Source organism: Coprobacter secundus subsp. similis, assembly GCF_015097275.1.
Lineage (GTDB): Bacteria > Bacteroidota > Bacteroidia > Bacteroidales > Coprobacteraceae > Coprobacter > Coprobacter secundus.
In genome coordinates this window covers 1,096,779-1,111,225 of sequence record NZ_AP023322.1, presented here as the reverse complement: position 1 = coordinate 1,111,225, position 14,447 = coordinate 1,096,779, and the positions used below count along the sequence as shown (strand labels likewise).

Here is a 14,447-nt window from a genome sequence, read left to right as displayed (position 1 = left end):
CCCCGTACTCATATATACGCCTAATAAAGTAAAGTCAAAATAAGGGAAAAAGAGATGGCTCCGCCAAACAGACCAGCCGATTTGCCGAAGTCCACCAATGATACAACCTGTTTTCTCTTTTGGCTGCAAAATCTTCGTGACTGCATCTTGCTTTTAGTTGACATCAGTTGGTGAAAATTCCGCTTATTTTCTTACCTTCGCATCGGAAGAAAACAGGTGGACTTCGGACGGGAAAGGGAGTTTTCCCGTTGGTTCTGATTCAAGTGAAAAGTGCGGCAAAACGGACGGTTTTTGGCCTGAAAAACAAGCGGGAAAGGGCTTTTCTACCGTTTAAACAGCAACTTATTCATTTTCAAGCAGTTTGTTAGGCTGTATTGGGAAATAGTCTTCGATTAACAACAATAACATAATATTACTATTGATTATAAAGGCGTTGATTTTCAACGCCTTTTATTTTTGCTATGTGACCGATACTGGTCTAAAATAGTGAATTTTCAGCTCATTCTTGTACCGCATTTGTGCCGCAGTGATTTTAAGGGGGCAACTACCTGCACAAGCTGATGATGCACCGCGTCATCCCGTATTATAAGCCGAATGGCAAATTGTGCTTCTTTGACAAAGCGGAACTGGAGGTGTGGCAAAAGAACATCCGCATCGCCTCGTAGACGGAGCTTGACCAGCAGGTGCAGGCTCGAAGCCAAGCTGGATATTCTTATTGCCAAACGGGATATTCAGGCGGTAAGGGGTGAAAAAAATAACGTTTCCGCCCCGTCCCAAGCGGTTAAAGGATGTGTTTGCATACTTGGTCAAAGATATTCCGTTATACTGCCTGCATCGGGCACACCGTGCCCGTCACGTTCGGTAACTTGTGTGGATATGTCTGCTCTGTATTTGGCTGGTTGCCGTTGCAATAGCTTGTAGTGTCATACATGAAAATGCCATGATAAAGAAAGTGATACGACGGTATTTGCTACAACGAGAACATATACTCCCGTGCATGTAAAGCAGCATGTTATTAACTGTTTTCTTTCCACATTTGCAGAACATATTTTATTCTTCATCTATATTCAAATACTATATTCAAAATACAGGGAATTTACTTCATCTGATGTTACCATTTATAATTGAAACAATCGAAAAACGAGATTATCCAGCATTGTATTCTCATCAATTTGGAAACATGAATGGCAGTGCATTATATAAGTACTCCGCCAAAGAACGAAACTCATGCCGAGCACCTTCTTGTTCATGGAAAGTCAGATTGTTGACAGAAAATATGTCCGAGAGTTGTGCCATGGCCTGAACTTGTGCCCAAATTCTATCGTATGCAACATCGTCCGTTCCGCTGCATGCCCAAATGTAGAAATTGTTTTCTGGTAAAGTAGAAGAGCGGACAATGTTGGCAAAATGTTCTGCTGTCTCGGTCGGATAATTCATTCCTGCAAAACGTCCTAATGACCAGCTATCAGAACTTATCGGCATAAAGTATTTGAAACAATCCAACGTGTGTTCCAATGCATACCAAGTTGTTACAGCCCCCATTGAAAAGCCCCCGATAGCTCGATGTTCTCTTGACGCTTTTATTCCGACAATATCGGTGCTTTCAGTATATGTGTGATAACGACTCTCTACAATCGGAATCAAATCGTTTACCAGTTCTTGTGGCAGAACCTCGCAATAGGGATCTGCATCAGGATAATAATCAACAGGATTACCATAAACATAGCTTGTCGAGACAACGATAGTCGGAGCCATATCACCATTGCCTATCATGTGATCCAGCAATTTACATAACAACCCATTTTCATTTTGAAAGAAAGAAGCTGCCGTTTCGCCATGGCCGTGTACGAAATAAAATACATTATAGCATTGGTCAGACGCCTCTTCGTAACCATACGGTAAATAGACGTAAGCAGTATTCTTGCGCATTTCCCCGTTTCCTTCCACGTAATTTTGGGTGTCATAATCAATTTGCACAACACTCCCTTTTAATGCAGATTCCTGATTGTATTCAGACGGGACGGGTGTTGTTTTGTTCAAGAGTTCTGTATAATCAGGTGAAACTCCAACTTCAGGTTCTTGCTCCGAAGATATTATAGAATCCCCCTTATCATTATCATTGCAAGCAACCATACATAAGCAAAGCAGCAGGACTTTAATCATTATTTTAAATTGATACATTATACTTCGGTTTCAATGAAATTTGTGTCGTTAGTCCGGACTCCCTATGCCAAGGAATCCAGACTTCGACACACATAATGATAGATTTCTATTCTTTTGTCTTGTTGCGTTTGCCTTTCTTCATTTCAGCAATCGCCTGTTCCGTCATTTGTTTATAAATGGTTTGCTGTTCGGCAGTCAAGAGAAGAGAAATGTCTGCTGTCAATTTATCCATGGCTTCCCTACGTTTCTCACGGGGATATTTTTGCTTGTTGAAGTTTGCATACAATTTACGGATTTTTGTTTCCTGTTCATCGGCCAGATTCAATTTTTCATCCATCTGCTTGATACGCTGTTCTATCCGTTGTTGTACGGTCATCTGACGGTTGTTGTCTTGTGCAACACTTGAAGGACTGTAACAATGGCAATGGCCATAACTAAAAACATTTTTTTCATACTGAATTTTCTTTTACGGGTTGATTATTAAATTGATTATAGCTTTAATTTCATGGATTTTGAGGCATCTGTCCTTACAATTCGGAAACCTACGTTGGCATAACCTTGCGTACCGGCTCTTACATCGTCCGATTTCTCGCTACGGCAATCGTCTCGTTTGGAATCCCAACTTCCTCCTTTGACGATATACTGCCCATCGGCATCGGTCGAGGTAGTCCATTCCCAGCAGTTTCCCCAAAAGTCAATGCCTCCACACGCTCCGGTGGATTGTTTGTAAGCATCCACTGCCGTCAATCCTGATTCAATATGGTTGGCGTTCATAGCCACATCTTTAGGCATATGTCCGGCACCGAGAATCCATTCTTCTTCGCTTGGCAAACGGTAGATGTGCTTTCTGTCCTGCTTCGTAAGCCAATCGCAATAAGCCTTGGCTTCGGCAATGGTGATATTTACCACCGGATAGTTTTCTTTACCTGCATCATAGGCAAACTGGGGATTAAATGCGGCATATTCGGCATTGGTTACCGGTGCGTAGCCGATATAGGCATTGGGAGCAGATGCACCACGCAGAACCATCCATGCATCTTTGGGATTCTCGTCCCTGCGAGGGTCTATAAAGCGAAGAAATTGCTGTTGTATGCGGGTATCTCTATTCTGCACCATCTCGTCCACAATACCTTGCATGTGTTCCACTATGCTGTAAGTCCGGGCTTCACGTTCCAGTTCACGAAGTTTATTCTTCTTTCTTGCTACTACCTTGTCATACCGTACACACATTTGATCCAATAAAGCCTGTTTATTGGCCTCTGTCGGTGTCTTTCGATACCGCACAAACAAATTGTGTGTCTTGGAATCCATTTTAGGTCGCCCCTCTTCTACAAGCGGGGCACCGGGCTTATCGAACTCCAATTCACTCTCTACCAAATCATCAGGACTGATAAATTTTCCCAATTCCACCTTTTGATGCACACCGAAATAATGCGCCACAAGTCCGTCACGGTAAATGGACAGTCTGTATCCTCCATAAAGGTCGCAAGGCAAGGTGGAAATGTAATAATCTTTTCCGGGTATAAATCCGGACTTATTGCTCGCACTATATGTAATGATAGTGCTTGTATGTGCCATATCTCCGATTGCAGTTTTTCCTTGAACATCCTTACAAATGGTTGCCGCACCCGCCAATGGAAGTCCATCCACACTTTCCAGTTCTACCTTTGTCACGCCTGTAAGCCGGAAATTGAATTTGATACCGCATCGGTTGGAGGAATCTCCCTCGTATCCATCTGTTTTATCCGTCTGATGGGTTGAAACCACGATTTTATCTTCTTTGTCGCTGTCTTGTGCGGACACAGCAGTGGCCGTCACAATGGCAACAGCCATTGTTAAAAACAATTTTTTCATATTCGTATATTATTTGGAGAATTAAATAGAATCAGTTCTTACGACTCTGAAACCGACATTGGCATATCCTTGTGTACCAATTCTTATGACATCAGATTTCTCGCTACGGCAATCATCACGTTCAGAATCCCAACTGCCGCCTTTAATGATATATTGCCCGTTTGAATCCGTGGATGAAGTCCACTCCCAACAGTTACCCCAAAAGTCGATACCACCACAAGCACCTGTTGTCTGGCTGTAAGCATCTACTGCTGTCAGTCCTGTTTCCACACGGCCGGCGTTCATTACAACGTCCTTCGGCATATGCCCTGCACCGAGAATCCATTCCTCGTCGGTAGGCAGACGGTAGCTATGCGAATTATCCTGTGCCGTAAGCCAATTGCAATAAGCCGTGGCATCAGCAATCGTGATATTCACTACCGGATAGTTGTCCTGGTCGGCTTCATAGGTAAAATCTGGTTTGAATACTGCATATTCCGCGTTGGTTACAGGGGCATAGCCGATATAGGCATTGGGGGCAGATGCACCGCGCAGCACCATCCACGCATCGTTGGGGTTGTCATCATTCCGAGGGTCTATAAGACGCAGGAACTGCTGTTCGAGACGGATGTCACGGTTCTCTACCATCTCATCCACAATCTCTTGCATTTCTTCCACCACATCCAAAGTCAAGGCTTCCCTCTCCAGTTCACGGAGCTTGGCTTTCTTGCGGGCTACTACCTTGTCGTAACGGATACCCATCTGATCCAATAACACCTGCTTGTTTTCCTCCGTAGGGTTTTGCTGGTATTGACGGAGAAGTGCCGTTGTCGTGGCATCCAATTCCGGTCGTTCTTCTTCCACGAGTGGTGCATCCGGATCGTCAAATTCCAGTTCATTCTCCTCCAAATCGCCGGGACTTATGAACGAGCCTAATTCTACGGTCTGGTGTACGCCAAAATAATGTGCCACGAGTCCTTCCCGATAGATTGACAAGCGGTAACCTCCATAAATGTCGCAGGGTAAGGTAAAAATGTAGTAGTCTTTTCCGGCAGTCAGGCCGTTTTCATCCGGGGCATTGAACACCAGAATGGAGTTGGCGTTTTCCACTTCACCGACAAGTAGTTCCGCTGTTTCTCCCCATTGGATACCGACAGTTCCGGCCAAGGCATAACCATCTACACTTTCCAACTCTATTTTTGTGATTCCGGACAACTGAAAATTCAGTTTCAAGCCACTGGATATGCTGTGCAAATCCTGTGAACTTGGGAAATTCAACGCAGTAACCCCATTTTCATCATATCCATCACTTCCTGCCACTTGTTCGGCAAGAACGGTCATGGTTGGATTTTCACTGCCGAATATTTCTTCCTGTTGATTTATAATATCTTCATTGTCACATGAATATAGGGCTGCTGTCATCAGAAACGACAGGCAAAATATGCCAAATACTTTCATTTTCATAATCTTGTCTTATTTATAGTTTCCTTTGTTTTTGGAACGGTTGAACAGCCTGTTCATCATTCCTCTTTCCAGTTCATATACCCTTTCTATTTGGCTGGGCGTTAAAAATTTGCAGTATTTCAAATAATACTTCTTCCTCAAGTCAAGTATCTTTTGGCTATGAGCGAATCTTTCATTCATTGCCCGTTCTGCCTCATTATCCGAAAGATGAGAGGTATCTCTTTTAGGACGGGGGCCAAGTGCCCAGATTTCTTTCTGGAATTGGCAGAAAGTTTCCACAAACCGCGTGGCAGTCGAATCATCCATAGCCATCTCTTTGGCTATAAAACGGGCTTGGGTTTCGGCCAACTCTTCCCGTGTCATGCGCTGCCGTTCATTCTTTTGGGCATAGGCACTTGTGCTGATAGTCACCATTGCGATTGCAAGGGCAAGAACTTTAATGATATTCTTCATGTCTTTTTATTTTTTACTCGTTCAAAATTTCATAAATAAGTCATCCTGATAAGTTGCAAACAGGTAATCCTGATCGCTGCTGCTCAGATTGGCAAAAGCTTTTTCAACATCTTCAAAATCACTTCTTGAATTATCAGGCAATGAATTGAAGACAACAAACAATGCAATACTTGCCGCCACAAGCCCTCCTGTCAAAGAATACCAAAGGCGGAAATGACGTTTGGATTTGGAAGGCAACATCTCCTGTCTTACAGTTTCCCATACGTTGTTTTCCATATCGTCCAGAAAACCGTCCGGTGCGGTATAGGGAAGACGCTTGCCTATGCGGTCGAAATCAAAATCTCTTTTCATATATCTAATTATTAGCATTCATATATTTGACAATCTTATCTTTGGCAATATGGTAGTTGGATTTTGCCCCATCTACTGTTGAACCGATAATTCCAGCAATCTCGTCATATCCCAATTCATTATAATATCGCAGGTTAAAAGCCAGCTGTTGCTTGGTCGGCAGGGACAAAATGGCTTTTTGCAGCTTGACGGTTTCCAGATCACTGTAATCGACATATTCATCAGCCATCAGGTTGCTTAGTTCGCTGAATGAGTCATCCAATGATACCAGTTCTTCTTTTTTATATTTCCCAAGCAGACGTAAGGCTTCGTTGGTCGCAATCTGGTATACCCAAGAGCGAAAGGTACATTCACCTTTGAAGTCGGATAAAGACCGGAATACCCTGATGAACGTTTCCTGCGTTGCATCCTGTGCATCTTCATGAGCTACCACCAGTCTTCGGATATGCCAGTAAACCGCCTCCTTGTATTTCGCTATCAGATAACGGAAGCCTTTCTCCGGATCTTTAGCAGTCAGCCACACAAGTTCCTTGTCATCCTTTATGTTCATAATTTATCGGGGTTTCTATTGCCATATAAGTATCAGGCACATTCAACGAATCCGTACCTGTAGTCCGTTGGTAAAGAAGCATACAATGTCTGTGACGGTGATGATGCCGAGGGCGGGCTTTGCGCACGACCATACATGATTGCATTAAAAACATGGTTACAACTCCCAATATCAGTAGTTTCCAATTCTTCTTCATATCCTATTGCCTTTTGATGTACACTTTCTTTTTTCCTCTGATTACAAGCCGTATGGGCTTTTTCTTATCCATGGAAAAAGCGTCAAGTTCAGCTTCTGCCGATGCCATACTAAGATACGTCATTTTTGCATATTGCCTGATAGTAAGGTATTCATGCGTTTCCAAATAAGCTATAGCCATCGCCAATCGTTCTTTTTGGTTGAAACGGTTACTGACATGGGATATCACATCAGGTTGAACTACAACGGTAACAACCCGGTTGGGGCGATAATGCCGATGCCAATGTTGTGCATTTGCAACTCCGCAAACCAATATCATCGCGATAAGCAGTATTCCTGTTTTCCATTTTCTCGTTGTACACATAGTTATTGTATTATTTCGTTATACATTCATGTTCCACGAACCTTTTTATGAACTCATTCGAATGGGCGTTCTATATAAAAGACCTTGCAAAGGAATAAAAGTAAAATGGAATAAATGATTTTTTTCAATTCACTCTATGAAAATTATCATCACATGAAGTTTTTCTTTCTGACATATGTATTTTTTAGGATATCGGACTGCTTTTTCTGTCTTTAAAAGAATTTCTATCCTCTACTTATAATTTTATTTCCCTTCTGTTCTATATCGTCATCTGTGATTATTTTGTTACTTAATTTTCTGATAAGCCAAAATAATCATTTGATAATAAATGTAATAATATATCACCGGTGTAAGAGTGTAATACTCCGATCGCCTTTCGGCTGTGGGATGATTGCCACTTAAAACAACAAGCTGGGCACGGGAAAATGGCTGTAGGGAGTGGATAGAGCACGAAAAATTTTATCTCTCTTGCAATCAACGATGCTTGATATGTTCACTAATGTTTGATTTACCCGTCTGATAAAGTTCACACATCTGAGCCTGAGTAAGCTACAGCGTCTCATCTCAAGCTTCACATCTATCTTTGTCTGATCGTCACTGGCGGTGTGTGTATATGATTACTTTATTCTGTTCATCCATAATGTTTATTTAACGTTTTGCCTGAATTTTATTTCCTTCTTTCTACTATGTATTATCATCAAGAGTTGCATATTGAGGGGTGTATCAAAACTAAAATGTTCCCTCCAAAAAGTTACAGATTGTAACTATAACTAAAGAAAGGGGCGTATTATTACTCAATACAGAGTTTGATACGCCCCTTTCTTTAGTGTTATAGGATGCTCAAATTTCAAATTATAAGTTCATATTTTCAAAAATTGAATTTTTATACATTTACATTTGCAGTATTAAATATCACTATAAAAGCATTAGTGTATATTTGAAAAGAAGAGTTGCAGTGAACTAACTTTGACACTAGTCTTAAATGACTATAGGCTGAATCAGACTGCAACTCTCTTACTTGGAGAACTTAGCCAGTTAGAATTGTAGGCTCACGACCTAATAAATGTATTAGCTGTTTCTCCTTCATGTTTAATGCTGTAAATGTAAAGTTATGAATTATTCTCATTTTGTAGGTCTTGATGTCGGAAAAAACACTTTCGATGCATCATTGATGTCCGCTGATGAAAAAGAGGTGTCTCACAATTCTTTTGACAACACTTCGGGGGGAATCCAGGCCTTGCTGGCTTGGATAGCCAGTCATCAACTCTCTTTATCCGAAGTTCTGTTTTGTGCCGAGAACATGGGCAATTACGTCACGGAATTGTCCGTATCGAGTGTGTACATGGGATTTTCCCTGGCTTTAGTTTGCCCGTTAACCATAAAGAAGTCAATAGGTCTGCAACGAGGCAAAAATGACCGGATTGATGCCAGAAGAATTACGGATTATGCGGTATTGCACTATCGAAAACTGAAACTATACAAATTACCGGACAAGGATCTGGTGAGATTGAGAGGATGGATTATTGTACGTGACAATTTGGGCAAGCAAAAGGTTTCCGGCATAAAACTATTGGAAACATTCTCCCAAATGTCCAGGTTGGTTGATGTGGCAGAGCCCATTTCTCTTTTGGAAGAACAGCTCGATTCAATAAAAGAAAAAATCCTGAAGGTGGAAGAAGCTATGGAGAAATTAATAGCCGCCAATAGTTTTCTTTACTCAAACTATATATTGCTAAGAAGCATAAAAGGAATAGGTATAATCAATGCCATTGTATTACTGTGTGTGACCGATAATTTTCAAAGATTTGATGACCCGAGGAAATTTGCCTGCTATTGTGGGGTTGCCCCATTTGAACATACTTCAGGCATTTCCATACGGGGAAAAACTCAGACCTCTCCATTAGCTAACAAAGAAGTGAAAGTATACCTTACCCGAGCGGCGATTACTGCCATCGCTTGGGATCCACAGATGAAAGCATATTATAAAAGAAAAGTGGCCGAGGGAAAACATAAAGCATCTGTAATAAATGCTGTAAGAGCCAAAATAATAGCAAGGGCTTTTGCCGTGATACGAAGGCTGGCTCCATTTGTAACATTGGTCGCATAATATAAAAGGGGGAATAACTTCGAAAACAGCTTAGAGTTAGGAAGCCCTCAGGACTTCTGATGAATTGTTATGTGCATATACAAACTTACCCTAGAATACGTTAATGTTCGTAAACTTGGGCAATATTTTAAAGATTTTGTTTGGAGAGGACTTAGAATTCAACCTCTATTTTCGTTAAATTCGCCCTCTTCAAATATATCCTTCAGATGCTTACTGTTAATATGAGTTGTATTATAGTTTTGCAACCAAATCCAAGAAATCGCCTTTGGCTTTATTAAAACTACGCCAATCTGGTGCTATTTCATAAAACTCACACAATTCTTGATACAATTCATCTAATTTATTTCCGTCAGCAATAGACGCTCCCTGTTTAACTACATTGAGAAATCCCATTTGATCAAAAGTTATTTTGGGAAGAGTAAAAGGTAAAATCCTCTTGTTTTCCAAAGCCCAAGCAGCTCCCATTTCATTTTTACAAACATCACTCTGATTATAATTTTCAGAAACGAAAAGAAAAATGAAATCACAATCTCTCATGTTCTCTATAATTTTTTCACGAAAATCGTCTCCTGTTCTAATAGTAGAAGTATCCAAAGTACAGAATAAATCATAATCCTTAAAGCCACAACCAACTTTCAATATATCTTTGACAAAGCCATCGACAATTGTTTTATCAGAATGAGAGTGACTGATAAAGATTTTTCTTTTACCCTTTTTAGCATCAATATACTTATTCTTTAATATGTTTGTTATAGCATTTATCGCTCCAAATTGATAGGGCTGAACACATTGATTATAAGGGCTCTTTATATTTTGCAACTCCAACATTAAACGTTGAAAGCATTCTGGTTCTGTATCTCTAATCTCTACAATTAATTGATTTATAGTGTTGATTAAAGCATCTCTTCCAGGACAGCAGGAATTACAAGGTCTTCCTAACTGCATCCCATTTATGGCTTTAGCAACATTATCACATGCAATAGCCGCATTTTCTATTATTTTTTTATCCATATTGGTCGCTTTTAATGTTATATCGTAATATGTAGTGAAACATTTCTATCAAAAGAGGTTAGCACATGTATATTTTATCATCTTCGGCAGTATGTGCAAATATTTGCACATACTGAATCCTGCTGCAATTCAGACGACTCGAATATATTTTTGAGATGCTTGGAAACAACCGTTCTATCCACGCCAAAAAGTTGAGCCATCGCCTTTTGGGTACACCAAAGGGTTTCATCCCTGATGATTACCTGCACCTTTCCATCCTTTTCTGGAAGATTGTATAATATGAATTGTATTTCGTTTGACATAGACATAATAAATTAATATTTCTGTTTACTCGGAATCACTCCACGCACACCACCCTTCGGATTTTCCACATCACTCATGTAGCGAGGAATCAAATGCATATGGACATGGAATACGGATTGACCTGCCGCTTCGTTTACATTGATCCCGATATTATAGCCATCAGGGTGAAAACGTTCGTCAATCTTTCTCTTCACATACTGCAACATGACATTCATAGCCTCCCGTTCATGATTGGTAAGGTCAAAGTAACTGGAAACATGCCGCTTGGGAATGATAAGGGCATGACCTAGAGAGACAGGATAACCATCATAAAATGCCACACATGTAGCCGTTTCACAGATAATTTCCACACGACGGGAAAGATTACAAAACGGACACCTCTCTCCTTCTGTGCGAGGAAGTTTATTGAAATGGTTATACTGATATAGCTCAAAGCTACTGTTCTGTACCAGACTTTGGAACGGTAGTTTTACATTACATTGATAAGTATATTGCTTGTGTATTGCATGCAGACGGAATCCATCTTTTGTCAAATCTCGACGAACAGCAAAGAATGCAGACCCTTTAGGTGATAACAAGTTTGTTACATTCATCATTACTTCGGCTTGTGCATATGGTTCCAACACGTTCAATACATAATGGCAGATAATCGTATCAAATTTTCCTTCGGGATAATCTGGACGATAGTAATAATCGTAACCAATGATGTCAAAACCTCTTTTCTTCAACTCATCAGTATCATATCCAAATCCGCAACCAAAATCAAGGATTCGCCCTTTCAATAGTTCATGTTGTAAAAGATAGTGAGTAGGAACAGACAAGTCTGTTCGCTTAATAGCTGTTAAATATGGATGATTTATTTTTTCAGGTTGCATAAGCATTAGTATTTCCAAGGTTCAAACCCCATATTTAGGGCTATCTGATTCATTGGGGTGAATGTTTGGTAAAAGCTGTCAAGTAAATGTTCTCTATCCATCATTGCAATGTCTTGCGGAGTATAGCCAAGAGATAAGTAATCTTCCAGTAGTTTGTTTTGTTTGCCTACTTCAAGATTAATGCGCAATGCCGTTTGGTGAGCTTCCGCCAATTTTGGAAGATACAATCCCAAATCGGGTAATTTATTACTTTTAGAACAATTGATACTTGAATCGGCTGGCATTAAATTCCAAAGTAAATCATGAGAAACAAAACTCCATGGAATAAAATGGTCGAGATCATAATTATTTGTATTCAATAACTTTCCTGTATAAAGACACTTAATTTCTATGCCTTTATTGATTGCCGCATTCCAAAACTTACGTTGGTTCGTTAATGGATTACGTTCTTCTTTCTTGATAAGCTTGTTCGGGATGTTGGGAACATTGGGATTACGAACTTGAAGGAAATTGGTCAGTCCCCAATAGGCGAATGAACTGAGTATGTCATAATTTTCCTGCAAATAGGTCAGCCATACCGGATTCAGTTCTACCCACAATGTACCATCGTCTTTCTCAAGTTTATACAGACAACCGTTTTCGAATGTCTGCGAACGCTTCACTATTTCACGGTCATCGGAGGTATCTATCCAGGGACGAAGGAAACGGAAAGGAACATTCAGTTGCAAGAAATTCAACTGCCTGCGGATATTCGGCAATCGGATCAATTCCTGCAACTTGTCCACAAGACTTTTCATACTTATATTAATCGGAATATCGTTTTCTTTCTGCAAGGTCAATATGGCATCGTAAAGCGATTCGGACTTGCCGAACGACAACCGGAAATAATTCACCGGATACCATGCATTGGCCACCATAAAAACCATTATCTCCCAAACATTCATCCTTGTCCATATAAGTCAAGAATCCCGAGAAACCAATAATACTTGTATGTTGCTACAGTCTTATCAAAAACCCTATTGAGGTATCTAGTACTTAAAACATAAGATTGAGGTATATTCATCATCTAATTATTCAATTCATAAGTATAAATAATTAATATTTAATTTATTACATATAACCAAACAGACATCAGACAGTTTTATATCCTTTGTGAAAGCCGACCAATTCGATCTCTTAACAATTCGCCATACTTTTCTTTAAGTTCATCACTCAGAAAAGAACTTTGAATGACAGTCTCGAACTTAGATAATAGCCTAATATACTTGTTTATCAGTCGTTCTACAACCACATTATCTATACCCAAAGTAGCTGCCGATTTGATAAAATCCTCTCTTTGAAGCTTTTTCTTCCGACCATTCAAGGTCAATGCCAGTTCTTCATCATCCTTGGGATTGATGATAGCCGCATTCAGCAAGTCGTATGCAGGTGTCAAGCGTATTTTATCCGCCGCTTCATACAAAGAGAAGTTTTTCAAATGCATATCGTTATTCCCTGTAAGCCAAGAGAAAAGCACCAACTCGAAAAAATTGGTAACATCCATTTTGGGCAAAGATGAATATTTCAAAATAGCCTTACCAATACGTTCATAACTGCTCTTGTACTTATGTTCCGTTTGCCTTTCCGTCAGTTGGCACATATCTTCCATTGCTATCTTATCTCCGATAGAAGTTCTGTCAATTCGACGGGTAAGATAGCATAGAGTATCATCCGCCATCCGCATCAGTGTATGAGGAACCACCTCAATACGTGCCGCCTCAGCAAGGTGCATGGTCAAATCCTCTACCTCCGGCATCATTTTATATTGCGAAGTCTGTGGCTTACAGATATAACCACCCCACAGCCCGACAATAGTCAATCGTTTGCTTCCCTCATGTTCATTCAGATGCAAGGATAGCTTCGGCTGAACACCAGTCAAAGAGGTTTGGTCTTGAATGATTTGCAGAGCAAGCTGGTCAAGTTGCCCTATCGTATAATCAAGAACAGGCAATGTTGTTGTCCCGAAGAACTTCTTAACACAAGCCGTGTGCATATCCTTTTCACCCTTTAATAGCGGACGATAACAATATAAACAATTACACATGGCTTTCCTCCTTTTTTTCCATAAGAACAACGCTTACCGCTCCGATACAATCCTTGCAACAGGTCAGGAGCAACGCCATCCGGTCAAGAATGCTGATATCCGTATTCCGCAATGCGACATCCAGCAACCATCCTTCAGGAATCAGACCGTCAAAAAAAGGAAACAGCACAGGACTTTGATATGCATCTGCTTGTAAAGGCAATGTCAGGCTGACAGCCTTTGCCATCTCCGAAGAAAGATATTCCGGCAAATAGCGGAACTCATATCCTGCATCGTTTTCGGTCAGAATTCCTGCCAATTGGTCTTTGTAAAATATACGAGCTTGTCTCATTGATTATCAGTTTTAGAAGTGGCTACCATTTCATAATTAAAGAAATCAAGGAGCTGATTCACCTTATCAAGGCGCAGCGTATCCTTTCCTTGTTCGAGGTCTCGCACAAAGCGCAATCCTACCCCCGACTTCAACGAAAGTTCTTCTTGCGTCAGATTATACTGCTTTCGCAACATCTTGACCGTAATAGAAAGATTGTTCATAAGCATTCAACGTTTAAAATCCAAGATTTTACAATAAAGGTTGCATCTCAAAATAAATCAAACAAATTTAATTTTTCACTCGGTTTGCACTTTATTTATACCTTTTCGGGTGCAAAGTTAATACAAATATCTCATATTATACTACAAGGGGTATAATGTAT

Annotated in this window: 18 protein-coding genes; 2 read left to right on the top strand and 16 right to left on the bottom strand. The window is 40.4% G+C overall.

Annotated elements, in window-relative coordinates:
• The first annotated feature begins 594 nt into the window (after positions 1-594).
• Positions 595-921, top strand: coding sequence for a hypothetical protein (locus tag Cop2CBH44_RS04350; RefSeq protein ID WP_200755610.1), 327 nt, complete (start codon positions 595-597; stop codon positions 919-921).
• 246 nt (positions 922-1,167) lie between these two features.
• On the opposite strand, the gene Cop2CBH44_RS04345 is transcribed toward Cop2CBH44_RS04350, so the two are convergent.
• The 9 genes from Cop2CBH44_RS04345 to Cop2CBH44_RS04305 form a co-directional block, all read right to left on the bottom strand.
• Positions 1,168-2,181, bottom strand: coding sequence for an alpha/beta hydrolase (locus tag Cop2CBH44_RS04345; RefSeq protein ID WP_200755609.1), 1,014 nt, complete (start codon positions 2,179-2,181; stop codon positions 1,168-1,170).
• Between the two features lie 88 nt (positions 2,182-2,269).
• The gene (locus Cop2CBH44_RS04340; RefSeq protein WP_200755608.1) at positions 2,270-2,539 is read right to left on the bottom strand and encodes a Spy/CpxP family protein refolding chaperone; all 270 of its coding nucleotides are present in this window, start codon (positions 2,537-2,539) and stop codon (positions 2,270-2,272) included.
• Between the two features lie 113 nt (positions 2,540-2,652).
• Entirely contained in the window at positions 2,653-4,017 is a 1,365-nt protein-coding gene (locus Cop2CBH44_RS04335; RefSeq protein ID WP_200755607.1) for a formylglycine-generating enzyme family protein, read from the bottom strand.
• Between the two features lie 21 nt (positions 4,018-4,038).
• The gene (locus tag Cop2CBH44_RS04330; protein WP_246469176.1) at positions 4,039-5,460 is read right to left on the bottom strand and encodes a formylglycine-generating enzyme family protein; all 1,422 of its coding nucleotides are present in this window, start codon (positions 5,458-5,460) and stop codon (positions 4,039-4,041) included.
• Positions 5,461-5,469: 9 nt separating this feature from the next.
• Positions 5,470-5,913: a hypothetical protein gene (locus tag Cop2CBH44_RS04325; RefSeq protein ID WP_200755606.1), complete on the bottom strand. Its 444-nt coding sequence runs from the start codon at positions 5,911-5,913 to the stop codon at positions 5,470-5,472.
• A 21-nt stretch (positions 5,914-5,934) separates the two neighbouring features.
• Positions 5,935-6,264: a hypothetical protein gene (locus tag Cop2CBH44_RS04320; RefSeq protein WP_200755605.1), complete on the bottom strand. Its 330-nt coding sequence runs from the start codon at positions 6,262-6,264 to the stop codon at positions 5,935-5,937.
• A gap of 4 nt (positions 6,265-6,268) precedes the next feature.
• The gene (locus Cop2CBH44_RS04315) at positions 6,269-6,814 is read right to left on the bottom strand and encodes an RNA polymerase sigma factor (RefSeq protein WP_200755604.1); all 546 of its coding nucleotides are present in this window, start codon (positions 6,812-6,814) and stop codon (positions 6,269-6,271) included.
• On the bottom strand, positions 6,798-7,010 hold the full coding sequence (locus Cop2CBH44_RS04310; RefSeq protein WP_200755603.1) for a hypothetical protein: 213 nt from the start codon (positions 7,008-7,010) through the stop codon (positions 6,798-6,800). The genes Cop2CBH44_RS04315 and Cop2CBH44_RS04310 overlap by 17 nt, the downstream gene beginning before the upstream one ends.
• A 3-nt stretch (positions 7,011-7,013) precedes the next feature.
• Positions 7,014-7,373, bottom strand: coding sequence for a hypothetical protein (locus Cop2CBH44_RS04305; RefSeq protein ID WP_200755602.1), 360 nt, complete (start codon positions 7,371-7,373; stop codon positions 7,014-7,016).
• A gap of 1,111 nt (positions 7,374-8,484) precedes the next feature.
• Here Cop2CBH44_RS04305 and Cop2CBH44_RS04300 point away from each other — a divergent pair.
• Complete coding sequence (locus Cop2CBH44_RS04300) at positions 8,485-9,480, top strand: IS110 family RNA-guided transposase (protein WP_200755601.1); 996 nt, start codon at positions 8,485-8,487, stop codon at positions 9,478-9,480.
• A 231-nt stretch (positions 9,481-9,711) separates the two neighbouring features.
• Here the strand turns inward: Cop2CBH44_RS04300 and Cop2CBH44_RS04295 are convergent, their stop codons facing one another.
• The 7 genes from Cop2CBH44_RS04295 to Cop2CBH44_RS04265 all read right to left on the bottom strand — a co-directional run bounded on the left by Cop2CBH44_RS04295 (position 9,712) and on the right by Cop2CBH44_RS04265 (position 14,286).
• A complete protein-coding gene (locus tag Cop2CBH44_RS04295; RefSeq protein WP_200755600.1) occupies positions 9,712-10,491 on the bottom strand; it encodes a toll/interleukin-1 receptor domain-containing protein in 780 nt (259 codons plus the stop codon).
• 77 nt (positions 10,492-10,568) lie between these two features.
• Positions 10,569-10,793: a virulence RhuM family protein gene (locus Cop2CBH44_RS04290; protein ID WP_200755599.1), complete on the bottom strand. Its 225-nt coding sequence runs from the start codon at positions 10,791-10,793 to the stop codon at positions 10,569-10,571.
• A gap of 12 nt (positions 10,794-10,805) precedes the next feature.
• Positions 10,806-11,669 (bottom strand): HIT family protein, encoded by an 864-nt coding sequence (locus Cop2CBH44_RS04285; protein WP_200755598.1) that lies wholly within the window; start codon positions 11,667-11,669, stop codon positions 10,806-10,808.
• Between the two features lie 5 nt (positions 11,670-11,674).
• Complete coding sequence (locus Cop2CBH44_RS04280; protein ID WP_246469175.1) at positions 11,675-12,613, bottom strand: HNH endonuclease domain-containing protein; 939 nt, start codon at positions 12,611-12,613, stop codon at positions 11,675-11,677.
• Between the two features lie 197 nt (positions 12,614-12,810).
• Complete coding sequence (locus tag Cop2CBH44_RS04275; protein WP_181990134.1) at positions 12,811-13,752, bottom strand: HipA domain-containing protein; 942 nt, start codon at positions 13,750-13,752, stop codon at positions 12,811-12,813.
• Positions 13,745-14,083: a HipA N-terminal domain-containing protein gene (locus tag Cop2CBH44_RS04270; protein ID WP_200755597.1), complete on the bottom strand. Its 339-nt coding sequence runs from the start codon at positions 14,081-14,083 to the stop codon at positions 13,745-13,747. The genes Cop2CBH44_RS04275 and Cop2CBH44_RS04270 overlap by 8 nt, the downstream gene beginning before the upstream one ends.
• Positions 14,080-14,286: a helix-turn-helix transcriptional regulator gene (locus tag Cop2CBH44_RS04265; protein ID WP_115503016.1), complete on the bottom strand. Its 207-nt coding sequence runs from the start codon at positions 14,284-14,286 to the stop codon at positions 14,080-14,082. Before Cop2CBH44_RS04265 ends, Cop2CBH44_RS04270 begins: the two co-directional genes overlap by 4 nt.
• Positions 14,287-14,447 lie beyond the last annotated feature (161 nt).